The organism is Reticulibacter mediterranei, from assembly GCF_016587455.1.
Genome location: NZ_BNJK01000001.1, coordinates 3,790,735 through 3,814,400 on the forward strand (window position 1 = coordinate 3,790,735; position 23,666 = coordinate 3,814,400).

21 protein-coding genes and 1 tRNA gene are annotated in these 23,666 nt (G+C 53.8%); 15 read left to right on the plus strand and 7 right to left on the minus strand.

Annotated elements, in window-relative coordinates:
• The first annotated feature begins 3 nt into the window (after window positions 1–3).
• From K3T83_RS16310 to K3T83_RS16330, 5 genes are all read left to right on the plus strand, one after another.
• Complete coding sequence (locus K3T83_RS16310; RefSeq protein ID WP_220204021.1) at window positions 4–1,650, plus strand: NADH-quinone oxidoreductase subunit N; 1,647 nt, start codon at window positions 4–6, stop codon at window positions 1,648–1,650.
• 108 nt (window positions 1,651–1,758) lie between these two features.
• The gene (locus K3T83_RS16315) at window positions 1,759–1,962 is read left to right on the plus strand and encodes a hypothetical protein (RefSeq protein ID WP_220204022.1); all 204 of its coding nucleotides are present in this window, start codon (window positions 1,759–1,761) and stop codon (window positions 1,960–1,962) included.
• A 74-nt stretch (window positions 1,963–2,036) separates the two neighbouring features.
• Window positions 2,037–2,918, plus strand: a complete 882-nt coding sequence (locus K3T83_RS16320; protein WP_220204023.1) for an NAD(P)-dependent oxidoreductase — start codon at window positions 2,037–2,039, stop codon at window positions 2,916–2,918.
• Window positions 2,919–3,070: 152 nt separating this feature from the next.
• Complete coding sequence (locus K3T83_RS16325; protein WP_220204024.1) at window positions 3,071–4,519, plus strand: MBL fold metallo-hydrolase; 1,449 nt, start codon at window positions 3,071–3,073, stop codon at window positions 4,517–4,519.
• 95 nt (window positions 4,520–4,614) lie between these two features.
• Window positions 4,615–5,010 carry an ACT domain-containing protein gene (locus K3T83_RS16330; RefSeq protein WP_220204025.1) on the plus strand — a complete coding sequence of 132 codons (396 nt, stop codon included), beginning with the start codon at window positions 4,615–4,617 and terminating at the stop codon, window positions 5,008–5,010.
• Window positions 5,011–5,027: 17 nt separating this feature from the next.
• Here K3T83_RS16330 and K3T83_RS16335 read toward each other — a convergent pair whose 3' ends face one another.
• The 3 genes from K3T83_RS16335 to K3T83_RS16345 all read right to left on the minus strand — a co-directional run bounded on the left by K3T83_RS16335 (window position 5,028) and on the right by K3T83_RS16345 (window position 9,215).
• Window positions 5,028–6,239: a potassium/proton antiporter gene (locus K3T83_RS16335; RefSeq protein ID WP_220204026.1), complete on the minus strand. Its 1,212-nt coding sequence runs from the start codon at window positions 6,237–6,239 to the stop codon at window positions 5,028–5,030.
• Between the two features lie 117 nt (window positions 6,240–6,356).
• The gene (locus tag K3T83_RS16340; RefSeq protein WP_220204027.1) at window positions 6,357–8,408 is read right to left on the minus strand and encodes a prolyl oligopeptidase family serine peptidase; all 2,052 of its coding nucleotides are present in this window, start codon (window positions 8,406–8,408) and stop codon (window positions 6,357–6,359) included.
• 138 nt (window positions 8,409–8,546) lie between these two features.
• A complete protein-coding gene (locus tag K3T83_RS16345) occupies window positions 8,547–9,215 on the minus strand; it encodes an alpha/beta hydrolase (protein ID WP_220204028.1) in 669 nt (222 codons plus the stop codon).
• A gap of 211 nt (window positions 9,216–9,426) precedes the next feature.
• Between K3T83_RS16345 and K3T83_RS16350 the strand changes: the two genes are divergently transcribed.
• From K3T83_RS16350 to K3T83_RS16395, 10 genes are all read left to right on the plus strand, one after another.
• The gene (locus K3T83_RS16350; protein WP_220204029.1) at window positions 9,427–9,645 is read left to right on the plus strand and encodes a hypothetical protein; all 219 of its coding nucleotides are present in this window, start codon (window positions 9,427–9,429) and stop codon (window positions 9,643–9,645) included.
• A 501-nt stretch (window positions 9,646–10,146) separates the two neighbouring features.
• Entirely contained in the window at window positions 10,147–10,905 is a 759-nt protein-coding gene (locus K3T83_RS16355) for a dTMP kinase (RefSeq protein ID WP_220204030.1), read from the plus strand.
• An 80-nt stretch (window positions 10,906–10,985) separates the two neighbouring features.
• Window positions 10,986–11,681, plus strand: coding sequence for a dTMP kinase (locus K3T83_RS16360; RefSeq protein WP_236064913.1), 696 nt, complete (start codon window positions 10,986–10,988; stop codon window positions 11,679–11,681).
• Between the two features lie 721 nt (window positions 11,682–12,402).
• Complete coding sequence (gene mgtE, locus K3T83_RS16365) at window positions 12,403–14,355, plus strand: magnesium transporter (protein WP_220204032.1); 1,953 nt, start codon at window positions 12,403–12,405, stop codon at window positions 14,353–14,355.
• Window positions 14,356–14,596: 241 nt separating this feature from the next.
• A tRNA-Asn gene (locus K3T83_RS16370) sits at window positions 14,597–14,668 on the plus strand.
• Window positions 14,669–14,852: 184 nt separating this feature from the next.
• Window positions 14,853–15,992: a sensor histidine kinase gene (locus tag K3T83_RS16375; RefSeq protein WP_220204033.1), complete on the plus strand. Its 1,140-nt coding sequence runs from the start codon at window positions 14,853–14,855 to the stop codon at window positions 15,990–15,992.
• Between the two features lie 55 nt (window positions 15,993–16,047).
• A complete protein-coding gene (locus K3T83_RS16380) occupies window positions 16,048–16,878 on the plus strand; it encodes a hypothetical protein (RefSeq protein ID WP_220204034.1) in 831 nt (276 codons plus the stop codon).
• A 477-nt stretch (window positions 16,879–17,355) separates the two neighbouring features.
• Window positions 17,356–17,748: a response regulator gene (locus K3T83_RS16385; protein ID WP_220204035.1), complete on the plus strand. Its 393-nt coding sequence runs from the start codon at window positions 17,356–17,358 to the stop codon at window positions 17,746–17,748.
• Window positions 17,749–17,765: 17 nt separating this feature from the next.
• Window positions 17,766–18,386, plus strand: a complete 621-nt coding sequence (locus tag K3T83_RS16390) for a chemotaxis protein CheW (RefSeq protein ID WP_220204036.1) — start codon at window positions 17,766–17,768, stop codon at window positions 18,384–18,386.
• Between the two features lie 18 nt (window positions 18,387–18,404).
• The gene (locus K3T83_RS16395; protein ID WP_220204037.1) at window positions 18,405–20,810 is read left to right on the plus strand and encodes an ATP-binding response regulator; all 2,406 of its coding nucleotides are present in this window, start codon (window positions 18,405–18,407) and stop codon (window positions 20,808–20,810) included.
• A gap of 38 nt (window positions 20,811–20,848) precedes the next feature.
• Here K3T83_RS16395 and K3T83_RS16400 read toward each other — a convergent pair whose 3' ends face one another.
• The 4 genes from K3T83_RS16400 to K3T83_RS16415 all read right to left on the minus strand — a co-directional run bounded on the left by K3T83_RS16400 (window position 20,849) and on the right by K3T83_RS16415 (window position 23,615).
• The gene (locus tag K3T83_RS16400) at window positions 20,849–21,238 is read right to left on the minus strand and encodes a cupin domain-containing protein (protein WP_220204038.1); all 390 of its coding nucleotides are present in this window, start codon (window positions 21,236–21,238) and stop codon (window positions 20,849–20,851) included.
• 81 nt (window positions 21,239–21,319) lie between these two features.
• The gene (locus K3T83_RS16405) at window positions 21,320–21,928 is read right to left on the minus strand and encodes a TlpA family protein disulfide reductase (protein ID WP_220204039.1); all 609 of its coding nucleotides are present in this window, start codon (window positions 21,926–21,928) and stop codon (window positions 21,320–21,322) included.
• 61 nt (window positions 21,929–21,989) lie between these two features.
• The gene (locus K3T83_RS16410; RefSeq protein WP_220204040.1) at window positions 21,990–22,637 is read right to left on the minus strand and encodes an alpha/beta hydrolase; all 648 of its coding nucleotides are present in this window, start codon (window positions 22,635–22,637) and stop codon (window positions 21,990–21,992) included.
• Between the two features lie 15 nt (window positions 22,638–22,652).
• Window positions 22,653–23,615 carry a ring-cleaving dioxygenase gene (locus tag K3T83_RS16415; RefSeq protein ID WP_220204041.1) on the minus strand — a complete coding sequence of 321 codons (963 nt, stop codon included), beginning with the start codon at window positions 23,613–23,615 and terminating at the stop codon, window positions 22,653–22,655.
• Between the last annotated feature and the right edge of the window lie 51 nt (window positions 23,616–23,666).

Here is a 23,666-nt window from a genome sequence, read left to right on the forward strand (position 1 = left end):
TCGATGACTTATACATTTATGACTTCCCTCGATGACTGGGGGAGAATCGCGCCAGTGCTGGTCCTGGTGGGTATGACGCTCATCGTCATGCTGGTCGATCTGATCTTGCCTCACGAGGGCGAGCGGTCGAAACATAGCGGCCCACAGAACTTCGCCGTGTTGCCGATCCTGGCACTTCTCGGCGTCCTCGGCTCCCTGGCTGCGACGATTACGCTCTTCTTTCTGGGCGACCAGCAAAGAGCGTTTAACGAAATGATCGGCTCTGATGGGGCTTCGCTCTATGCCTATCTGATTATCCTGACGGCCAGCGGCCTGGGTATTCTGCTCTCGCCCGCCTACCTGCGCCGCCTGGATCTGGTTCATCAGGGCGAATATTATGCGTTGCTGCTGCTGGCGACAACCGGCATGATGCTGCTGGCCGCATCCACCAGCTTTATGATGGTCTTTCTGGGGATTGAGATGCTTTCTCTGGCGCTCTACATCCTCTGTAGCTTTGTCGGACGACGCAAGATGTCGCAAGAGTCGGGCATGAAATACTTCCTGCTCAGCTCGTTTGCTTCGGCCTTCTTGCTGTATGGTATTGCTCTAACCTATGGCGCGACCGGCCACACCTCGTTCGCAGGCGTTGCTCAGGCGATTGCGAAAAGCAACGGGCATGCGCCGACGCTACTGCTCATCGCGATGGGACTGATGGCGGTTGGCCTGGCCTTCAAGGTCTCAGCTATCCCGTTCCAGGCGTGGACACCCGATGTCTATCAGGGCGCTCCGGCTCCTATCACGGCCTTTATGTCGGTTGGCACGAAGGCGGCAGCGCTGATCGCGTTTGTGCGCGTCTTCGGCTTCGTCCTCTGGCCGGTCCATCTGGACTGGCAACCGGTGATCTGGGTGATTACGGTCCTGACTATCGTTGGGGGCAACCTGATGGCGCTGGTGCAGCGCAATGCGAAACGCATGCTGGCCTATTCCAGTATCGCGCACGCCGGCTACCTGCTGATCGGCGTGATCGTGGGTCAGACTCTTGGTGCCTCTGCCATCCTCTTCTACCTGCTGTGCTATGCCTTCCTGAACACCGGAGCCTTTGGCGTCATCTCTGTATTGGAGAGGCTGGACAACTCCGGCAGCGATGCGGAGGGTCTGCGCGGCCTGTGGTACCGTCGCCCTGTCCTGGCTGGTCTGCTGGCCTTCTTCCTGCTGGGGTTGGCCGGGTTCCCGCCGATGGCTGGATTTGCCGCGAAGTACTACCTGTTCTACGCAGCTGCCACCAGCGGACACATCGAGCTGCTGATCATCGGCGTGCTTGCCAGCGTTCTTGGTATGTACTACTACCTGCGCACGATCACAACAATGTTTATGGAGCGTGAACCGGCGGCAGAGGTGGTCGTCAATGCCGTTCCCGCGACACCGGCACGCAGCGCAAGGCGGAGCAGTTCGCGCGGCGGCACCGCTGTTGCAGAGCGGCCAGTAGCTACGAAGGTAGCGAAACCCGTTGAGGAGCCTGCGGTCGTTGCGGAAAATAAAGCTGGCAAGCTGGCTGTGTTTTCTGGCATCGCGCTCGTCATCTCAGCGTTGGGCACGCTGGCAATGGGTACGGCCCTCCCCTTCTGGCTGGTTACTCTTGCGCAACAGGCTGCGACTATGATGTTCCGATAAACATAGCAACAAACAAGGATAAAGAGAGAGCGGTTCGCGGGTTGAAAACCGGTGAACCGCTCTCTCTTTGTAAATGGCGCATCCAGGGTGGAGGGAACGTCATCGTATATGGTAGGGGCGACGGCTTGTCCTCGCCCTTGTGGACATGATCCCGCCTGTGGAGCCGGGCGAGGACAAGCCGTCGCCCCTACCATATACGATCAGGCATCGGAAGATTTCGTGGATGCACCAATAAAGCAAGAGCTTGCAAGCCAGCAAGCTGTAATGATACGGTGTACAAAGGTTGATAAGGCTGGATTACAGGGGGCATAGCTGCTTGATAAGGAAAACTGGCAGCTTCTATCATTTCGTTCGCTAACAGCCATCATAAAGGAAGGAAAAAGATCATGACCGAACGCATCGGTTTTATCGGGCTTGGGAGCATGGGGTTCCCGATTGCACGCAACCTGCTCAAAGCTGGCTACGAACTGCATGTCTATAATCGCGATCCCAGAAAAGCGGAGACGTTGGTTGCCGATGGCGTCCGGCAAGGACTGCATCCCGCCGAAGTGACAGAAGCGGGCGGTATCGTCATGACGATGGTAAGTGATGACACCGCGCTGGAACAGGTCACGCTGGGACCGGATGGCCTGCTGGAGCATCTAGGACCGGGCGGCGTTCACATTTCGATGAGCACCGTCTCGCCCGCTCTGGCCCGCCATCTGGCCGATCTGCACGCGGAAAAAGATTGCAGTTATGTCGCCGCTCCCGTCTTCGGACGCCCGGAAGCTGCCGAAGCGCAAAAGCTGTGGATCTGCGTGTCCGGTGCTGGTGCCGCAAAAGAGCGCGCCCAACCCTTGCTCCAGGCCATTGGTCAGGGTATCTATGACTTTGGCGAAGATCCAGGCAACGCCAATATCGTGAAGCTCTGCGGCAATTTTATGATCGCCTCAGCAATGGAGGCGATGGCCGAAGCTCTCACCCTGGCCGAAAAGAATGGCATTGATCGCTGTTCCATGATGTCCATGTTTGGCCAGACCTCTTTTTCCTGTCCCATCTATCAAAATTACGGCAAGATGATCGCTGAGAGGCGCTTTACTCCCGGCTTCCAGATGCGCCTGGGACTCAAAGATCTCAACCTTGTCCTTGATGCAGCCGAAGATGCGAAGATGCCTATGCCCTTTGCCAGCCTCGTTCATGATCGACTGCTGAGTGGTATCGCTAAGGGCAAAGGCACAGCCGACTGGCCTGCCTTTACGCTCCTGGTCTCTGAGGATGCTGGACTCTAAACGGTTATGGGGAGCGAGCAGGGCTTCCAGTATCACATAATTTACGTTATAATAACTTTTATAGCGCAAATCATAGAGGGCGATGTGGCCTTTGTTCCCCCCTGAAATATCCCGCGATTCTCAGGCATCCTCACTGGCGGGTGAAAGGACCGATGATGGCGAAGATTGAACAGTTTGTCGTTGAAGGCTTGGGACACCAATCCTATTTGATAACGGACGAAGCGAGCGGGAGCGCGGCTGTGGTCGATCCACGTCGCGATGTCGATGTGTATCTACAAGCGGCCAATCGTGCGGATGTGCATATCACGCATGTCCTGGAAACCCATATTCATAACGACTATATCACCGGTTCCCACGAACTGGCGGCACGGACGGGCGCGACTATTGTTGCCAGTGGACTCGATCTCCTGCACTATCCATTCTCTCCTGTCCGCGAAGGCGATCAATTCTCTCTTGGAGAACTTACTTTTCAAGCGATTGCAACACCCGGACATACTCCCGCGCATACCAGTTATTTGCTTTTTACACGGGCTGCTGAGCAACCCGAAGCGCTCTTCAGCGGTGGAAGTCTGCTCGTTGGCGGGGCCGGACGCACTGATCTACTTGGCGAGGAGCAGATCATCACGCTCACACGTCAGCAATATCAGTCATTACAGCGCTTGCTTACAACGTTGCCGGAACAGGTTACTGTCTATCCCACACACGGAGCAGGCTCGTTTTGCCTCTCAAAGAGCGATAACAACACCGCTCGTATCACAACCATCGGTCAGGAGCGCTTGAAAAATCCTGTTGTGCGGGCCAAAAGCGAGGACGATTTTATTGCGCAACAGATTGCTGGCTACACCGCCTATCCATCCTATTATCAATACATGGCTCCCATCAATCGTGCGGGACCACGTATTATGGGCGACATTCCAACGCCTCTTACGCTAAGCCCCTACGAAGTCTACGAGCGAATGCGCCAGGGCATCTATCTGATCGATGGCCGCTCAAGCGAGGCATTTGCCCACGATAATATTCCGGGTTCCCTCAATTTTGCGGTAGGAGATTCCTTTGCCACGTATATTGGCTGGTTACTACCCTTCAATACACCGTTGATGCTGCTAATCGAAGATGAAGCGGGACGACACGAGGCAGTAGTGCAGCTTGTTCGTATCGGCTATGAGCGGATCGAGGGCTATCTGGACGGAGGCATCGCACAGTGGAAAGCTGCCGCGTTGCCCACCAGCGAGATCGATACCATTGATATCGAGACGCTCTACAAGCGCCTGCTTCGTAATGAGCCATTCCTGGTGCTTGATGTGCGCCGCGACGACGAGTGGAGCCAGGGCCATATTCCAGGTTCGACCCATATTCATATTGCCGAACTGCTGCTGCACATGGACGAATTGCCAACGGACCAGCCAATAATGACGATCTGTCACACTGGCTATCGTGCCAGCATCGCCGCCAGTATGGTTGCAGCGACCGGACGTTCTGCGGTTGCGGTGCGTGGAGGCATGGGCGACTGGCTTAAAAGCGGCTTCCCCTTCGCCTCTTCCGACAGTGATACCAGAAGGAAAACTGCTCCGCTCATGAACCATATGAATCACCATCCATAATAATGGCAAGTCGTAGTCGAGCGATTTATCGCGGGGGAACCGCACAACGAGTTTCCCCCGCGATAAATCGCTCGACGTAGAAAAGGAAAAAGACCATGAGCATTGTTCCATTAACCCTTTCCCTCTTGCCTGAAACTCTGGCTATCTGCCGCTTTGAGCCTGGAACGCCCTTGCCGCAGTGGGTATCAACCGACACATTCTTCTCTATTACAGGCACAACTGATGAGCTTTCGGTCGTCTGCTCTATGGAAGCTGTACCCGATAATGTAAAGGTCGATGGCGATTGGCGCGGCTTCAAGCTACACGGTCCCTTCCCCTTCTCGCTGGTGGGCATCCTTAATTCTGTCACAATTCCGCTCGCTCAGGCCAATATCGGCATCTTTGCCATCTCAACCTATGACACAGATTACGTCCTGATCAAAGAGAGTAACCTGTCACTGGCAATAATGACTTTGAGAGAAGCTGGCCATACGGTTCATACAACGTCGTAGATTTATAAAAGAGGTAGCTACGGGGCAGCCTTCGTTTCGGGGGCAGGTTCAGGGACGGTCACACCCAGCCACTTTGCTACAAATGGCGCAGTCCAGCCTTGCAGCAGGACAGAGATAAAGACTACAAAGAAGACGAGATTGAAGAGGTCATAGGCATTTGGCACGTTTGCTAGCAGCGGGAAGGTCGCCAGCACAATCGGCGTCGCGCCTCGCAACCCGACCCAACCGATGAAGAGCTTCTCTTGCAAAGACATCTTCACGGGTGACAGGGCGAGCAGCACACTCACGGGACGGGCGAGAAAAACAACAACCGCCGTAATCATTAGCCCAGCACCCATCACAGGCAGCAGATGCGAAGGGAAGACCAGCAAGCCCAGGATCAAGAACATCGCGATCTGCATCAACCAGGCCAGGCTATCGTGAAAGTGCGATAGCCTATCCACCCGTTGCACTCTGTGGCTGCTCAGAAACAATCCCACCAGATAGACGGCGAGAAAACCGCTACCACCCAGTAAAGCTGTGAGGCCGAAGGTCAACAGCACGAGCGCAATCGTAAAGACACGATACAGCCCTTCCACATCAAGATCGATACGATTGAGGAGCCAGCCAGCTACACGCGCGATCAGCAGCCCCATGACGGTGCCTATCCCCATCTGTTGCACAAACAGCACAAGCACATCCCATAGCGTCGTGTGGGGATTAGTTATGAAGTGAATCAAACCGATAGTGAGAAAGATAGCCGTTGGATCGTTTGTGCCAGATTCGAGTTCGAGCAACGGCAAAAGACTGCCTTTGAGTTGAATATTTCTTGCTGCCAGGACGCTAAAGACGGCAGCGGCATCCGTTGCAGAGATAATCGTGCCCAGCAACAATCCATCGTAAAACGAGGCATGCAACACCAAAAGAGCAAAGACCTCTACTATCAAGGCCGTAAAAAGCACTCCAATGGTCGAGAGAGCAATCCCTGCACCAAAGACCGGGCGGATATCCGACCACTCCGTCTGCAATCCACCAGCAAATAGGATAAAGACCAGAGCCAGCACACCCACCGATTGCGCAATCTCAACATTATCGAAATAGATCCTACCCGGACCCTCCGAACCGGCCAGCATCCCGATTCCCAGAAAGAGCAGTAACCCTGGAATCCCTAACCGGCTCGATATCTTCCACGCTAGAATACTCAGCAGCAACAATAAAGAGGTCACAAACACCCATTCATCAAAATGCATGTTGTTGCCCTCCTTCAGTCGTTAGTACCTTGAGTATTATTATCGCTCCAGTATCTCCCTCACTATTACTCACGTTGGGGCAACGCCATTGGCGTACAGTCTCTCAGAAGCAACTGGTCAAGCCTGCATGTGAAACCGATCAAACAGGAACGCCAGTACATCGCTCTCTTCCTCAATGATCTTCGCTGTCGGCTTGCCCAGACCATGACCCGCCTTCATCTCCAACCGCAACAAGATGGGATTGTTGCCACCATTCGCTGGCTGTAAGGTAGCTGTGAACTTCTTGGCATGGGCGGGAACCACGCGATCATCCGTGTCGGCGGTCATAATTAGTGTCGGCGGGTAGACCGTGCCAGGTTTGATGTTATGCAGCGGCGAATAGGCATAGAGAAAGCGGAAATGCTCCTCGCTCTGCTCGGCGTTGCCATATTCAGGTATCCAGTAGCGCCCAACCGTAAACCTGTGATAGCGCAACATATCGATCACAGGCACCCGACAGACCACCGCGCCGTAAAGTTCGGGCCGTTGCAGCATACAGGCCGCCACCAGCAAACCACCGTTGCTCCCTCCCGTAATTGCCAGCCTGGACGAACTGGTGTACTTGTTGGCAATCAACCACTCGGCGGCGGCGATAAAATCATCGAAAACGTTCTGCTTCTTCTCCAACATCCCGGCCTGATGCCACTCCTCGCCATATTCGTTCCCACCGCGCAGATTCGCCACTGCATAGACGCCGCCATGTTCCACCCACAGATTGATATTCGTCGAATATGATGGCGTCAAACTGACGTTAAAGCCGCCATAGCCATAGAGCAGCACGGGATTATTTCCATCCAGCGCCAGATCTTTTTTATGGATGAGGAACATCGGAACACGCGTGCCATCCTTTGACGAATAAAAGACCTGCTGCGTGGTATAGTTGCTCGGATCAAACTTGACCTCTGTTCCGTAGAGCAGCAACAGCGTTTGATCGGTGAAATCGTAGCGGTAGACGCTCGGCGGATAGAGAAACGAGGTGAAGCTAAAGAATAGCTCAGTATCCGTTTGCTTGCCTGAGATGCCTGCAATCGAGCCAAGCGTGGGCAGCGCGATATCGCGCACAAAACCGCCATCGGTCCCGTAGATATGCAGCACGTGATGAGCATGATGCATGAAGGCGATCACAAACTGCGAGCTGACCATGAGGGCGAAGGCGATCACATCCTCTTGCTCCGGCACCAGTTCGCGCCAGTTCGCCCGCTCTGGCTGGCGAATGTCGATGGCGATGATGCGGCCACGCGGAGCCTCCAGATCGGTCTGGAAATAGAAGAGCGGGCCGTCGTTGCCGATAAAGTTATAGCTGGCATCCGCTTCATCAAGTAGCCGCACAAAGGGAGCATCGCTGGCAGCTTCGCGATAATAGACGCGGTTTTTCGGATCGGTGCCATACCAGACATGCAACAATAGATACTGCTCGTCATCGGTAATGAAGGGATCGAAGGCCAGCTCTTTTTGATCGGGGCACTCATAGATCAGCACATCTTCTTCCTGAGTTGTACCAACTTTGTGCCAGTAGACCTTATTGAAATTGGTCTGATCTTCCGGCGGCACCGTTCCGGGCTGAGGGAAGCGCGAATAATAGAAACTATAGCCTGTATCATCGTGCCGCCACGCGATGCCGGTAAATTTGCACCAGCGGATCACATCCTCATAATCGGTGCCGCTATCGACATCGCGAATACGCAGTTCTTGCCAATCGCTGCCGCTGCTGGATGCACCATAGGCCAGCAAGCGTCCATCCCGACTGAACACCTGGTTGGTCAGTGCCACCGTACCATCGCTGCTGAGCGTGTTGGGATCGAGAACCAGTTTGCTTTCCGCGCCGAGTGGTTGCTGCATATAGAGGACGGCCTGATTTTGCAGCCCGCTATTTTTTGAGAAAAAATAGCGATCTCCCTTTTTCCTGGGAACACCATATTTGGGATAGTTCATCAGTTCAGTGTAACGAGCCTGGATGCGCTCCCGCGCGGGCAAGGCATCCAGATAGGCCCGCGCCAGCGCGTTCTGTGCTTCGGACCAGGTATGCGTCTCTTCGGAGGCTGCGTCTTCGAGCCAGCGGTAAGGATCAACCACAATGGTATCGTGATAGTTATCTTGCGTCTCATCACGTCGTGCAGGTGGAATATTCATGAGGTGTCTCCTTCGTTCAAAGCATAAAAAGATAAGGCTCTCTAGAGTTATAACGAAGCAACAGGCTGAAAAACTGAGGAGCGCGGATAATAAAGCCCCGGCAGGGCGCGACTCTGGGTAGTAATATATTCACATACCCTACACGGTTTCCGGCAGTTGTTTGAAGGTATCGAGCGACCGTACGAAGTCGGCGATAATGGCCTGGACCTCTTCGAGACGGCCTTGAAAAAAGTGGTCCGCGCCCTGTACGGCGATCATACGCTTGGGAGCTGGCACCAGATCGAACCATTGCTGAGCCTGATCGTATGGAGCAACCTCATCTGCCGTCCCGTGAATAAACAACTTGGGTTTGTGGCTATCCTGTAATGGATTGTCGTCAAACATGCGCGCAGGCACCCCCAGGCCGATCATCGCCTGCACCCGATCATCACTGGCGGCAACGTTCAGCCCAACATACGCGCCAAAAGAGAAGCCAGCAATGATGGCAGGCACCCCTGGATAGCGGCGACTGAGAAACTCCAATGCATAACGCGCATCGTCCATTTCTCCCCGCCCCTCATCGTACGTTCCCGTGCTATGTCCCACGCCCCGAAAATTGAAGCGCAGCGCGGGTATATTGAGCGCCTGCAAGATCTGGGCGGCTTTAAACACCACTTTATTATGCATCGTTCCTCCATAAAGCGGGTGTGGATGGCACACAAGCGCGGTATAATGCGCCAGAGTATGCTCATCCTCCGGCTTCAAAATCCCCTCCAGATGGCCCTGTGGCGTTGGAATGTTTACATGCAATACCTGATTACTATTCATCTTCTTCCTGATCTCCTACTACTCTACATCTCTCTTGCTTGCGTCTCTCTTGCTGGTATCTCATTTGCAGTTTCTCTCTTGTGGTATTTATTTGAATGTACATCCTGGAGCCACTGGCTCTTTCTACCAATTGAGAAAATACTACCACAGGTTTTGCCCGAGTGAAAGGTGGAGAATCACCCATCAACCACAAACGAGATGTTCTTAGAAGGTGAAAGAATCTTGCATAGTGCAGGCGCTGGTCACACCATTTCAGAACTTTGATGACACCCTGGACCTGAGTGGTACGCCGATGAGCTTTACGGACTATTTACGCTGGTGCATCCAATGGGGAGGATCGCCCGGCCCCGAAACGCTGTGGCAGGCTCCCCTTTGCCCACTAACACAAGATGAGCTTGATTTCTTAACTCGTGATCTTCTTCCTTTTTAGCGGAAAGAGATCAAAAGAATCCACTCGCTTGAGAAGTGCTGGAAATTGCTGTCAGCAGGGCTTTCCAGTTCTCCGCTCAAAGGGGTGCAGGGTCTCCCTGCCGGGGTCTGGGGGTCCCCAGTTTCCTTCCCTCCTTCGCGCGCCGCCTGCGACGGCGCGCAAAAGAGAAGAAAAAAGGTTTTTGCGGGGACACCCCGCACCCCGGCAGAGGGCTGCCGCCCTCTGCACTCCCGCTAGATGGGAGAATTGGAAAGCCCTGTTGCTGTCAGGCGCATATCTTGCCAAGCTTATCCTTTATAGGGTATGATATACGTTAATATTCTTCTCGCTATCGGTCACTATACTGATAGTGTTTCAGTGTAGCCTGAGAACTATTCCTATCGGATGTGAGCAATCTGACGCAGGTTGCTACTTCTCCATTTTTCATAGACAAAGCCGATTATTATACCAGGAGCAATTTAACCATTTTGTAGATCGTGCAATCAAGTGGAAGGATCTCCTATGGAGACATATGGACAACACCACTATCCGGGCAGACTTTTTATCGTTGAGGGCGTAGATGGATCGGGAAAAAGCACACAGATCGCCTTGCTGCGTCAATGGCTGATTAGCGAGGGCTACACTGTGTTTTTTAGCGAGTGGAACTCATCGCCACTGGTCAAGAAAACGACCAGCAAAGGGAAGAAAAAACAACTTCTCACCCCAACGACCTTCAGCCTCATTCATGCCACCGACTTTGCTGACCGCACCGAACACGACATCATCCCTCCCCTCAAGGCCGGCGCTATCGTCCTTGCAGATCGGTATATCTACACTGCTTTTGCTCGCGATGCCGCGCGTGGCGTGGACCGCCGCTGGGTCCGCGAACTCTACCAGTTTGCCGTCAAGCCAACGATGGCCTTCTATTTCCGCGTCCCTCTGGAAATCTCACTCAGCCGCATTCTCACAGGACGTACCGAACTCAAGTATTACGAGGCCGGGATGGATCTTGGCATCCATAGCGATCCCCGCGAGAGCTTCAAGCTTTTTCAACAGCGCATCGTTAACGAATATGAGTCGATGATTGATGAATTTGGCCTCACCGTAATGGACGCGACCCTTCCTATACCAGAGCAACAACGTCGTATGCGTAAACTGGTGCGCCCATACCTCAAAGGAGTCAGACGCTTGCGCTCACCAGAGCAGAAGCGCACATGGGTAGACCTGACACGCGAGACGCTCCCTGTTGAAATGGCAAGGAAGGGAGCAATGGAGCAATGAAAACAATAGCAGAGCAGAAGGGTCGTAGACCGCTGAGGCGGAGCAATGGTCACAAAACTCATATATCGCAAGAGAGCAGTATGACGAAACTCAAATTTTATGGTATCGATGCAATAGGATTACGAGCACGCGAGGAAGTGCTACCGGGCCGCCTGATCGTCATGGAGGGAACCGATGGCGTGGGACGCAGCACACAGGTTCAGTTCTTGCGTCCCTGGCTGGAAAGCGTTGGTTATGCCGTCATCGATACAGAGATGACGCGCTCAGAACTGGCCGGCCCTGGACTCAAACAGGCCAAAGAAGGGCATACCCTCGGCCCCATCACGCTCAATCTCTTCTATGCAACGGACTTTGTGGACCGCTTCGAGCGCGAGATCTTACCAGCCCTGCGCGCTGGCTTTATCGTCCTCACCGACCGCTATATTTACTCGCTGATCGCCCGCTCGCTGGTACGTGGTGCCGATCCCCACTGGTTACGCTCGATCTATGGTCTGGCTCTGAAGCCCGATATCATCTTCTACCTTAAAATCGACCTGGAAGACCTGATCCCACGCGTCCTGCAAAGCGGTGGCTTCGACTATTGGGAGTCCGGCATGGATATGCGCCTGGGTTCCGATCTTTATGAGAGCTTTGTCGAATATCAGACGCGCATGCTCGCCGTCTTCGATGAGATGGTCGATGAATATAATTTTCACGTCATCGATGCATCTCTCCCCGCCGAACAGATGCTCGAACAGATCAAACACCAGATCATTCCTCTGTTGCCACATGGGTAAACCACTCATAACATGTAGCTTCTAGCGTTCTTGGGTGCAGTTTCTTCTGCACTCAGGCTTCTCCAGTACAGATCATAAAAACCTATCCTTTATGTGGTAGTAATTAGATTGATATTTTGAGGATTGTGTGGGATTAAGCTAAAGGTACTGTGTACACTATGTCCCTTGTCGATTGGATGACTGCGTGCTATACTTCCACAAGAAGTAAAAATCTTGTTACAAACCCGCTGATATGAACGTGTTCCTTTTGTGGTCTCAGGCATCGTTGATGATGTCGCCCTGGAGTACGCGCTTATCTGTTTTCGGGCAAAGGAGGTGAGGGACATGGACGCTGGCCCCAGTCATAGTAGGCGTATGTTTTTCTCGTGCCTGCTGTTGGGACTGTTCTGCTCCTCATCGAGTAAGTTGCTCGCTCGCATCATTTCCTGATCCCGTCTATCGCCTGCACCTTGCTCGATGAGTGTACATCTCCCCCATAGATGTGATTGATGTCGAGTAAGGACTCTCCCGTTTTGCCAGTAAGTCCTTTCTGCTCTTTAAGCAGCGTCCCCCTGCGTTTTTATCGCATACCAATGTAATCTCAGTTTCACACACTTCGCTCTCTGTAGCTCGCTATGCCTGCATGTGTTGTGACTGCTGTTACATGGGTGGACGACTTTTCCACTTATCCACAGAGAATGTGTATAAGTGGTCGTTGGATTGTACTATCTTCGGGAAGGCGGTGGTTCCATTGATTTTCTTGAGTACTCTGCTCCGTGAGAGCATTCTCGATTTCGACAACCGGCGGGTCGGTTCCGTGCGCGACATCTGCGTCTCGCTCGATGAGACCTTCCCCGTCATCACTGCGCTGGTCGCATCTACCTCGCTCAATAGCAACCGTGACCTGATTATTCCCTGGTCACAGGTCCATAGCATCGAAGAGCCACAGATCACGCTCACGGTCTCACAGGACCAGATCACGCCCTATATTCCAGGTTCCGATGAAATCCTGTTACGACGCGATATCCTCGACAAACAGATCGTCGATACCCAGGGATTTCGCGTCGTCAAGGTGAACGATTTGAAGCTCGCTCAGATCAAGAAAACGGCCCGACTCGTGGGTGTAGATATCAGCCTGGGCGGACTGCTGCGGCGTCTCGGCGTGCAACCTGCCGTTGATGCTCTCAGCCGCGTGACGCCCTTTCAGCTTTCGGAGCGTACGATTACCTGGAACTATGTTGAACCAATTCAAATGGTGCGAACAGGCACCACAACGGGACAGTTGGCTCTGGCCGGCGCCTCAGTTGGCGCGGCAGGCGTGGTTCCACAGGTGCAACTGAATGTGAGCCACACCAAGCTGGCAGATCTGCATCCCGCCGATATCGCCGATATTCTTGAGCAACTCGATCTTGAAGAGGCCGGTGCGATGCTGGAACGCCTGGATATGGAAACGGCGGCTGATACGCTCAACGAAGTCGAGTATCCCTTGCAGTCTGAACTGCTCAGCGAGCTTGATCCCGAGCGCGCCTCCGATCTGCTGGAGCGCCTCGCGCCTGACGATGCCGCCGATATCCTGGCTGATATCCCGCATGAAGAGGCCGAGCGCCTGCTCAATCTGATGCCTACGAATGAGGCTCAGCCTATTCGCGATCTCTTGCGCTACGGCGCTCAGACCGCTGGCGGCATCATGACCAGCGAGATACTGACGCTGCCTCTGACGGCAACTGTGGACGATGCTCTGGCCCGTTTGCGCCAGAACTCCAGCCATTTAGAGATGATTTATTATCTCTACATCGTCGATGAGGAGCAGCATTTGCGCGGCGTGGTCTCGCTGCGTCAGCTGGTGACGGCTGAGCCGGGCGCACGCATGCAAGATCTGATGAACCCCGATGTCATCAAAGTACAGGTCGATACAGATCAGGAAGAGGTCGCGCGCGTTATCGCCAAATATGACCTGCTGGCTGTGCCGGTGGTGGATGCCGAGCATCATCTGGCGGGCATGGTAACGGTCGATGACGTGATCGACGTGATCCATGAGGAGCAGGCCGAGGATTTCTCAGAAATCGCCGGTGCCGATGTTGAGGAGGCCGAAGAGGAAGAGCGTTTCTCGCTCCCTATCGCTCTCAGGCGCACTTCCTGGCAGGTAGTCAATGTCATTGCAGGCTTCGTCCTGGCGCTGTTCCTGTATCGCAGCTTTGCCTCGCTCTTTGTAGGCAATACAGCGGCGTTCGTCTCACTTGTGGGAGCGCATTTCGGAGCGTCGACGCATCTTGCGCCGGCCAGCCTGCTCTGTCTGGCACCGATGCTCTTGCTCACCAGCGGCAGCGTCTCTTCGCAAACGTTGGGTATCGCTGGCTGGAAGCTCCGCACCAAACGTGGCCGCGATTTTCTCCAGGGCTTTTTCCGCGAATTATTGTTCGGGACCATCGGTGGTATTCTGACTAGCATTCTCGTCGGCATCGCCTCCTGGATACTTTTTCAAGGGCCGCTGCTGAGCGTGGTGATTGGCCTCGGTTTTGGCCTGACCCTGCTAGTGGCCTCCATCTGTGGCATGATCCTGCCCAATCTCTTTCAGCGGTTGCATCTGCGCGGCAGCCTGATAACCGCTCCCTTGCTTGATCCAGTGATTGCAGTTATTAGCCTCTGCGTCTTCCTGGCGATTACGTTGGAACTTGTCGCTGAATTTGCCCTATAGCACTTTCAAGATGCAGTTTTCAAGAGGTAATCAAAAAACATAATGGACAGCATGCAACGAGGCGTTGCGTAGGTATTCCCTCCCGATGTGGAGAGTCCTGCGCAACGCTTATTTTTTTACCCCGGTCGTCCCCTGATGCCGACCCGGAGTAATTTCTGTCAATCCGAAAAATTTTCTCCAAAAAGGTATTGACGAAATCCCGCAATTCGTATATACTGGTGGCGTTCCGGTGAGAACGCATTCCTCGATAGCTCAACGGTAGAGCAATCGGCTGTTAACCGATGGGTTACAGGTTCGAATCCTGTTCGAGGAGCCTCTCCAAAAGGCCACCATAATTCGGTGGCCTTTTTTCATGTTGATAGCGCTTTTAGTTGAGCTCTAGCATAGTTGCATGCATACAACAAAGCAGTTATACTGATGCACAGGATACTCGGTTTGCTCTATCGCCAGCATTTTCATTCTCACTCCAGCGGTGAGAACCCTGTATGGGTGGTGTTATGTCCAGAACAGCAGCTATAAATTACCGGCAACTCTTCATCAGCCTGTTTGAGGCACTCCCTCTCCCCGCATTTGTAGTGGATCGCGACCTGCTTATTCACTATATCAATGCACCTGCGCGACAATTCTGTCAGGTTCCCGTCTCCGTCCGCAAAACAAAAATCGACACCGTGCTGCGTGTCCCGGCACTGCTGCAATTGCTCCAGGAGTGCATCCGTACCAGCAACAGCCAGCAGGGACAGTACGAGAAGGGAGATTCGGATATTACCTGGAATATTGCCATCGCGCCCTTGATTCATCAGTCCGTCGCAAAAAAAGCAGAGGCCAATGGAGAAGCAGAGAGCTGCCCCCTCTATTTCGCGGTCACTATCGAAGATCTGTCAGAGATGCACCGTTTAGAGCGCGTCCAACGAGATTTTCTGGCAAATATCTCCCACGAGCTACGCACACCTCTCACCTCCGTCCGTTTGATGACGGAAACGCTGGAAGATGTGATCGAGACCGATCCCGACAAAGCACAGCAATTCATCGAAAAGATCGAGACCGAAATTCAGTATCTCTCCGGCCTGGTCGCCGAACTGCTCGAGCTATCGCGGATCGAATCTGGCCAGATGCCGATGTCGATTGAGCCAGTCGAGGCGGAACGGCTGGTGCGCGAGGTGATGGCTCGCATGCTGCCCCTGGCACAACGTCATCGCGTGCGTATGCTCACCGAGATCGATCTGGGCAAGACGATGGTGGCTGCTGATAGCAAATTGATTACACGCGTCCTCTTTAATCTCGTTCATAATGCGATCAAGTTTACCTCGACCGGTGGCATGGTAGTGATCGGTACCGCGCCGCAAGCCGATCAGCACGCGCAACGCTTCTATGTACGCGATACAGGCGTCGGCATCCGTGAGGAGGATCTTCCACGCGTCTTTGAACGCTTTTTTAAGACGGATCGTGCCCGCTCAAAGGCAAATTTTATGGGTCCAGGCGGCGGTGGCACCGGCCTGGGATTGGCAATCGCCCGTCAGGTGGTGGAGGCCCATGGTGGATACATCTGGGCAGAAAGCGCTTTTGAAGAGGGCAGCACCTTTTCCTTTACCCTTCCCATCGCCGTACAAACAGACAAAGAGCTGGAGAGATATGTCTAGTGAAATGCACGTTGTCGTGGATTCAGCAAGATGACCTGTGCAGGAGTATACTGTCATGGAGACAGAAATAGAACGCCGCTTGCAACGCAGCAGCAAAAAACAATTGGTCTTTCTCATTCAGGAGCTAACAGCGCAACATCCAGAACTATCCGCCGAAATAGATAGCACACTGGAGCGACTTGCTAGCGCAACTGAGGATGAGTACAGCAAACTCAGCGATGACGCTGATGAGCAACAGGAGAATGAATGGGATACGAGCGAAGAACTGGCAACAATGGATTTCGTGCGTGTTCCCGAATTTCCCCCTGTCGATCTTGTCGCCTATCGCGAGCGCTTCGAGGGCTATTTGCTTCGTATCAAACAAAAAAAGTCGCTACAACCCATTTGCGACGACCTGTTCGCCATCTTGAAAGAGGCCCAGCAACGAGCCGACCGCGAAGATTATTATAACGCGCTCGATCTCTATGCCCTGGTACTGGATGAGCGGCTCGCCGAGCGCAACGCCACCCTGACCTCCATCCTCGACAAAGCCATTAACGAGATCATGCCCATGTTGCAAGCCGTCTTAATCAACGTCTGTAGCTGCATCATCGTCACGTCCTCCTCGTTTCTTACTCCCGTGTTGACGCCCGAAATGCGGAAAAACTGGCTTGAGCGCCTCTTCGCCTTCTGGCTGAAACGCCTGGACCGCTATCATGTGGAGGAAGATGTACCTGAGATCCTGATGGAAATGGCCTGGGAGAACGATCTGGGCCTGCTCCGCACCATTGTACAGGAAGAGCTACAGCGCCTCCGTCAGAACGGCACATCCAATATTGTCAATTTTACCCGCCAGTATCGCACGCGTGCTCTGGAGAAGTTCCTCAAAGAACTTCCTCTTGCTTGAATGCCGCGTGCCACGTATGACAGGGGCGATGGCTTGTCCTCGCCCTGTGTCCACCATCGCGGCCTGTGAGCGAGGGCGGGGACAAGCCATCGCCCCTGCCATATACGATCGATTACCATCAGCTTCATTTCCCCAATGCCCCATAATCTACCTATTTTTAACGAAATGTTTCAGGAAAGATATGGGTATTTCTGCGTACAGGTTGCAACCCAGCATCTTTATATGGTAACATTCTCATCAGGGGGATCTCATCTGTAAAGGCTTAGCTTACGTACTTTGCTTTCTCCTTGTTCCGCATTGAAGCATATTGATACAAAGTTGGCGGCGCAAGAAGTGATCTGCGATCCGTGAAAACGGACTATCCCTCGGTTTAGTTCTATGTGAAGCATGTTCCGTTGACTTCGTCTTGTGTATATACAGTGAGTAGAGTGTCGGCTGGACAGGTAGCGGGGTGGTAATGAGAGAGAGGACACATATATGAGTAAACTGGTCATGGTCATTGACGATTCGGCCACTGTGCGCAAAATTGTGGAAACCTGCTTGAGACGAGAAGGCTTCGAGGTAAAAAGTTTCCCGGATGGCGTTGAAGCGATGCGCTGGCTCACCACCGATCCCTCTTCGCGCGTCCCGAATCTCGTCTTGCTCGATATTGGGCTGCCCAAAATGGATGGGTACGAAGTGGCACGCCGCCTCAAAACCAAGCCCCAATTTTCCAATACGGTGATAATTATGCTCTCCCGGCGCGATGGGGTCATCGATAAGCTCAAAGGCCGTTTAGCCGGGGCCAAAGACTATATCACCAAACCCTTTAAGGCACAGGAAATTGTCTCTATTATTCAATCGTACCTGGGTGTTCCGGTCTCTCAATAACCGGCATATGGTGAAGCATGAACTCGCGCCCCCTCACGTCTGAGCCTGCTAATAGCGCTTACGCACAGTTTCTTGAACAATTGAGTAATGAGGAATTCTGGCAATTGGCGACCGATGCTGCCCATATTGCCCCTGTGGCACAGGTCCATCCCGACGATTACCTGGAATGTGTGCTTGAGCATGGCCGCTGCCTCCTTCCCCTGATTGCCCTGCGCGAAATCGCTTCCCCTCCCTACTACTTTTCGCGTTTCCCCACTTCTCCCTCCTGGATGGTCGGTATTGGAGTCTGGCGTGGCGAAACAATTGCTGTGGTTGATCTCGACGCCTACCTTTTTCAACATGCCGCTCGCTCTCCTCATACTATCAAAGACGGTATTCTGGTAGTTGCCCAGCTCGACGACCTCACATTGGGCCTGCTGGTAACTGATGTAGGATCGGTTACGACACTGGACGTTGAACAGGTGGTGTCATTTGAGCAAGTACCCACATGGTACACTCATTTGCAAACCGAGGTCGTCATCGGTGTAAAATGTGATGGTGGTGGCAATCGTCAAACAGACAGTGAGGCTCTGTTGCTTGATGTGCCTGTTCTTGTACATGATATTGTACAGCATTTGAAGAATGATCGCCTCCTATGAGTGGTATAGACCGGGTGTATGAACGATTTAAACGATTTTGATGAAGGTGAGCTTTCTGCCGAAGATCTAGAAATACTACGCGCCTTCGATGCGATGGATAGCTGGGATTCAGCGCCGACTGGCCCCCTGAACGGGGCTACTATTACGCAAGAACGTGCGGCAGGCTCCTCAGCGCCTCAAAACGACGAGGATGCACTGGCCGAAGATGTCTTGCTGCTCTTCATATCGGAAGCGGAAGAAGATATTGCTCATATGCGCCGCACTCTCAGCCTGTTGGAGCAAGACGATCAGATCCAACCATCCCGCTTTATACCGATTAAACGCGCGGCACATAAGATTCGCGGCACATCTGGTGCTGTCGAGTGCTTGTCGATGTCCACCATCGCTCACTATGCCGAGTTGATTGTTGAGAAGATGACCGGCGGTACTCTTTTTCCCGTGATAGGCGTCAATGCCCTGGTGCATATCATTGTCGCCCTGGAATCAACGCTGGAACAGATTGTCAAGCAAGGGAAAGAGCCGCAAGAACCGCTGGCTGAACTGGAGAACGCTCTACGCGATCTGGGCGTTGATCTGCGTGAAGAAGAAGAGGAACAAGAGGTCGAGCAGGCAGTTCAAGAGACTGAAGCCATCAAAATTGATGAGCTAAGGAAGAGCGAACGTGAAACAATGCCGCTGCCCCTCACCTTCGTTCAGGATAGCGCAGCTTTACACGTTCCTCTATTGCGGGTTGACGCGCGACGCGTTGATCAGCTCACGCTCCACTCGGAGTCGCTGGCAGAGCAACAAACGGCGCTGGAAAATGCTCAGCAGGGAGTAGAACTGGCATTGCAGGAGCTACATGCTGCCCAGACGCGCTTGCAGCGCATGGAGCCTGCCCTCTCCTCAATGCTGCTGGACTCCGGTCCATTGCACGCGCCTCCTGAGCCTCCAACGTCATCATTGACCGCGCGCATCCTGCATGAAGCCGCCCGGCGCAACCGCACAAAGCAATCGCACGAGATCAACTCTCACGCCCGCCTCGCCAAAACCTCCGGCTCGGCGACCTGGGATGAACTTGACCTGGAGCGCTACAACGAGCGAGATCTATTGATTCGTTCGCTGCGCGAGGCCGTTGCAGACATGAATCTCGCCTCGTCGAAAGTGCGCACCTCCTTCGCTCATCTCAATCGCATCCTGAGCGAAAGTGTGGCACAGGTCTCCTCCGTGCGCAACGACATCCTGCTGCTCCGCCTGACGCCGATCAGTACGCTGGTCCCGCGCTTGCGTCAGGAAATGACGATGAGCGCGCTGGCTCAGCAGCAACAGATACAGTTTGAGGTTGAGGGCGACGCGACTGAGGTTGATCAGGATATTCTGGAAGCACTCGCCTCACCGCTGGTCCAACTGTTGCGCACCTGCATTGCCGATACCGCGAGCGAGATGCAAGAGCCGTATCGCATCTGGCTACATGCCTCTGGCGGTGGCAACGAGATCTCGCTGGAAATTGGCTTCTCGATGACAGTCCAGGGCGGTGCAGTGGAAGCACTGCGTGAACCGATTCAACGCTTAAACGGCTCCATTTCGCTGCAACGCAACGCAGCTGGTGGCGTCAGCTTTCTCCTTCGCCTACCTCGCTCACATACCACCTCTCATTGCCTGATGGCGCGCGTGGGGCAGGAGCGCATTATGGTTCCCTTCTCCCAGGTCCAGCGCATCAGCGATATGCAGCGCGAGCGAATCGATATGCTCTATCAACTGCATGACTTGCTGGATTTCCCGCCTGATCCAACGCCGCCCGCAGCGCTGCGTCCTGTGCTGATTATGCCCCGCAGCATTTCGCGTAAGGTAATTGGCGTTGCAGTGGATGAGGTTATCGGCGAAATTGAGCTGGTGGTCAAGCCGCTCTCACCCTATTTACAGCGTCCGGGCATCTCTGGCGCGGCTGTCGATGGTGGCGGTTATGTGCTGTTGATGGTCGATCTGCCAGAACTGATCAGCCACTATACGCTTTTCCTGCGTACCGCCGATCCCGCTTCCAGGCGGTCCTCGACCGAAAAGGAGGAGCAACAAACCCGGCAGCCAAACATTCTCGTGGCCGACGACTCTGTTTTCTTCCGTCAATCGCTGCTACAAATGCTCAAGCATGCTAGCTATAGCGTGACCGAAGCTCGCGACGGCCTGGAAGCACTGGAACAACTATTAGAGCACACCCCGGACGTTTTATTGCTTGATATTGAGATGCCCGATATCAATGGCTATGATGTATTGAGCGTTATGCGCCTTTACCCTGAATTGGCCGCCATCAAGGTGGTGATGCTGACCTCGCGTTCCTCCGAAAAGCATCGCCGCCATGCTCGCGAACTGGGCGCGCATGGCTATCTCACCAAGCCTTGCCCACAAGAGGTTTTACTGTCAACAATAGAGGAAATGCTCGCGCTTTAAATCGTATCCCGAAATCTTGAAGAACCTGAAACAAATATCTACTCCACAATCTCGGAGGCAAACTGGCGCGTAATCGCGTTATGCTCAGAGCGAGGTGCCCCATGCAATGCAGCAATCAGCTCGCGTAGCCGTGGAGTCATGATGATGAGGTAGCGTGTAGGGCCTGCGGCCTCATAGTACGTGTGTGGAACTCCAGCTGGCACGAACACGGTTGTTCCAGCCGGAGCCTCAACGATTCTGTCGCTGAACCGGAAGGTCAATGTTCCCTCCAAGATGTGCCAGGCCTCATCATCAGAGTAGTGGATGTGCAGGTAGTCTGGGCCACTTCCGCTCCACTCATGAATATCAAAGGTCAGTCCGATTGCACTGATGGGGTGCTGTCCCTCTCCTCGCGCCTGCTGATCTGCAACGATAATAGGTTGTGTCATAATAGCAATATTGCTCCTTTCATGCGTGTAACTACTTCCTCATTGTGCAACGACGAAACTTCCAGTTACAAGATGCTTGTCTTATCTATCGATCTGGTGCAGAACATCTTGCAGCGTTTCAAAGGAGATGGGGCCGGCTGTTTGCCAGCGAATGATGCCCTGGCGGTCCAGGACGAACGAGGTAGGAATACCACTGACACGGTAGAGGTCGCCAACGGTCAGCCGCTCATCGACCAGGATAGGATAACTCACGCCCTTACGTTGCAGCAATTGCGGGGCAGATAGATCGTTCGCCTCCTCTATCCCTAACACAACAAACTTTTTCCCCGCTGCCTGTTGATCGCGAGCAACCTTCTGTAAATCGGGCATCTCGACAAGGCAACTGGCACAATCGGTGCGCCAGAAGTTGAGCAGGACGGTCTGGCCGCGATAATCGCTCAAACTGATCTTCTGGTCACCCTGCAATTGTGCCAGCGTAAAATTTGGTGCCATATCACCGGTATGATTGCCCACTTGCAGCCCGTCTCCCTGCGAGGTTCGCGGCGGGCCATAAGTATAACTGGTCGATTCGGCAGGCTGCAAGAGGCCAACGGTGATAATAGCCAGCGTGCCAACGACAATGCCGATAATAATGAGTCGCGTGATGATTTTTGCCGTCATGGTCGGCTGCTCACGTTTTTCAGTGCCCATGACCTCTATTATATACTATAGAGCGGCTATACAGCAGCATCAGCGCGACGACCCACCTTGATTATTGGGCGCTAATAAGATCGTTCATCATGCCCTTGACAATCCCTATCTCGTCGCTATTGACGGTGTGACCCATCGCGGGATAGATGCGCTCCGTAACCACCCCTCCAAGGCGCTGGAATACCTCGGCTGAGAGGTCGACCCGCTTTTTGGGAACATGAGGATCTCGGTCGCTGCACCCAAGAAAAACCGGGGTGCCAGCGAGCGATCCCTGATAGTCGCGTGGAGTACTATCGGGACCGATCAGTCCTCCACTTAACCCGGCAATCCCACCATAGCGCCGGGCGTTGCGTGCCGCAAATTCGAGCAAGAGACAGGCTCCCTGCGAGAAACCAAGCAGCATAGTGCGTTCTGGCGGGATGCCCTCTTGTTGCAGACGCTCAATCAGCGATGCGAGAACGACCAACCCGGAAGAGAGTCCAGGCTCGTTGCTGGCAAGCGGGGCGAGAAAGCTGTTGGGATACCATGTGTACCCGGCAGCCTGCGGTGCCAGATACGCAAAACCCGTTCCATCCAGTTCGCTCGTCAGGCTCAGAATATCCTCTGCTGATCCACCTCGCCCATGAACCAGGATCATCGCGGCTCTGGCACGCTCAAACGGCTCACCATCTGTCAGCACTCGCTGTCCTTGATGTGGTCCTGTCTGCATTGTATTCTTCTCCTCTTAACCTTGCTGCGTCTCTTCGTTGCTGACCGGGACATGGATTGGCGGCAAGACCTGTTCGATTTGTGCGCGCTCTACTTCCAGCCAGGGAGGAAGCTTGAGATGGCTTCCCAGCTCTTCGATCGGCTCGTCGCGCGTAAAACCCGGGGGATCGGTAGCGATCTCAAAGAGGACTCCTCCAGGTTCGCGGAAGTAGATCGAGTGGAAGTACTGACGATCTAGCACAGGAGTTACGTCGCTACCCTGATCGAGCAAGTCCTGACGCCATGCCAGCTGTTGAGCATCGTCGGTGGCACGCCACGCGACATGATGGACGGTGCCAACGGCGATTCTGCCACGCGTCTCATGAGCAAGGTTCAACACATCAATAGCTGCCCCCTGACCGACCACATAGCGATAGCGGTTGCCCTCTGGCGCGAGCAGCTGGAAACCGAGCACTTCGGTTAACATCGCGGCTGTTGCTTCCTGGCCCGCCTCTGCCAGCGTCAGGCTATGGAAGCCACGAATAGCATGTTCGACGGGAATTGGGCCATGTTGCCAGACACGACGCTGCTCCGCCTGTTGATGAGTGATCAGTTCGAGAGTCAGCCCATCGGGATCAGTGAAAGAGAGCACCTGCTCACCAAAACGCGTCACCGGCTCCTTGACGTTGACGCCGTGTTCTTGCAAGCGATTGCTCCAATATGTCAGAGAATCGGGGGGAATGGCAAACGAGACCGCGACGATCTGGCCCGTTCCCCAGCGTCCACGCGGCGCACCGGGCCAGGCAAAGAAGGTCAGAATGGTCCCCGGCGTTCCCACTTCATCTCCAAAATAGAGATGATATGCTCCTGGATCATCAAAATTGACGGTCTGCTTGACGAGGCGCTGACCCAGAATGCCAGTATAAAAATCGATGTTACGTTGTGGTTCTCCGGCAATAGCCGTAATATGGTGAATACCTGGAATCTTGATATTGCTCATATAGCTCTTTCTCTCTCCTCCTGCTCTGCTCTCGCATAAGGATGTACTTAT

Excerpts from the sequence above, each read along its gene's own strand:
- K3T83_RS16415 (WP_220204041.1), bottom strand. The coding sequence starts at position 23,615 with ATGAGCAATATCAAGATTCCAGGTATTCACCATATTACGGCTATTGCC.
- K3T83_RS16360 (WP_236064913.1), top strand. The coding sequence starts at position 10,986 with ATGACGAAACTCAAATTTTATGGTATCGATGCAATAGGATTACGAGCA.
- K3T83_RS16320 (WP_220204023.1), top strand. The coding sequence starts at position 2,037 with ATGACCGAACGCATCGGTTTTATCGGGCTTGGGAGCATGGGGTTCCCG.
- K3T83_RS16395 (WP_220204037.1), top strand. The coding sequence starts at position 18,405 with ATGAACGATTTAAACGATTTTGATGAAGGTGAGCTTTCTGCCGAAGAT.
- K3T83_RS16400 (WP_220204038.1), bottom strand. The coding sequence starts at position 21,238 with ATGACACAACCTATTATCGTTGCAGATCAGCAGGCGCGAGGAGAGGGA.
- K3T83_RS16410 (WP_220204040.1), bottom strand. The coding sequence starts at position 22,637 with ATGCAGACAGGACCACATCAAGGACAGCGAGTGCTGACAGATGGTGAG.
- K3T83_RS16355 (WP_220204030.1), top strand. The coding sequence starts at position 10,147 with ATGGAGACATATGGACAACACCACTATCCGGGCAGACTTTTTATCGTT.
- K3T83_RS16340 (WP_220204027.1), bottom strand. The coding sequence starts at position 8,408 with ATGAATATTCCACCTGCACGACGTGATGAGACGCAAGATAACTATCAC.
- K3T83_RS16375 (WP_220204033.1), top strand. The coding sequence starts at position 14,853 with ATGTCCAGAACAGCAGCTATAAATTACCGGCAACTCTTCATCAGCCTG.
- K3T83_RS16345 (WP_220204028.1), bottom strand. The coding sequence starts at position 9,215 with ATGAATAGTAATCAGGTATTGCATGTAAACATTCCAACGCCACAGGGC.
- K3T83_RS16335 (WP_220204026.1), bottom strand. The coding sequence starts at position 6,239 with ATGCATTTTGATGAATGGGTGTTTGTGACCTCTTTATTGTTGCTGCTG.
- K3T83_RS16330 (WP_220204025.1), top strand. The coding sequence starts at position 4,615 with ATGAGCATTGTTCCATTAACCCTTTCCCTCTTGCCTGAAACTCTGGCT.
- K3T83_RS16315 (WP_220204022.1), top strand. The coding sequence starts at position 1,759 with ATGGTAGGGGCGACGGCTTGTCCTCGCCCTTGTGGACATGATCCCGCC.
- K3T83_RS16380 (WP_220204034.1), top strand. The coding sequence starts at position 16,048 with ATGGAGACAGAAATAGAACGCCGCTTGCAACGCAGCAGCAAAAAACAA.
- K3T83_RS16310 (WP_220204021.1), top strand. The coding sequence starts at position 4 with ATGACTTATACATTTATGACTTCCCTCGATGACTGGGGGAGAATCGCG.
- K3T83_RS16405 (WP_220204039.1), bottom strand. The coding sequence starts at position 21,928 with ATGGGCACTGAAAAACGTGAGCAGCCGACCATGACGGCAAAAATCATC.
- K3T83_RS16390 (WP_220204036.1), top strand. The coding sequence starts at position 17,766 with ATGAACTCGCGCCCCCTCACGTCTGAGCCTGCTAATAGCGCTTACGCA.
- K3T83_RS16325 (WP_220204024.1), top strand. The coding sequence starts at position 3,071 with ATGATGGCGAAGATTGAACAGTTTGTCGTTGAAGGCTTGGGACACCAA.
- K3T83_RS16385 (WP_220204035.1), top strand. The coding sequence starts at position 17,356 with ATGAGTAAACTGGTCATGGTCATTGACGATTCGGCCACTGTGCGCAAA.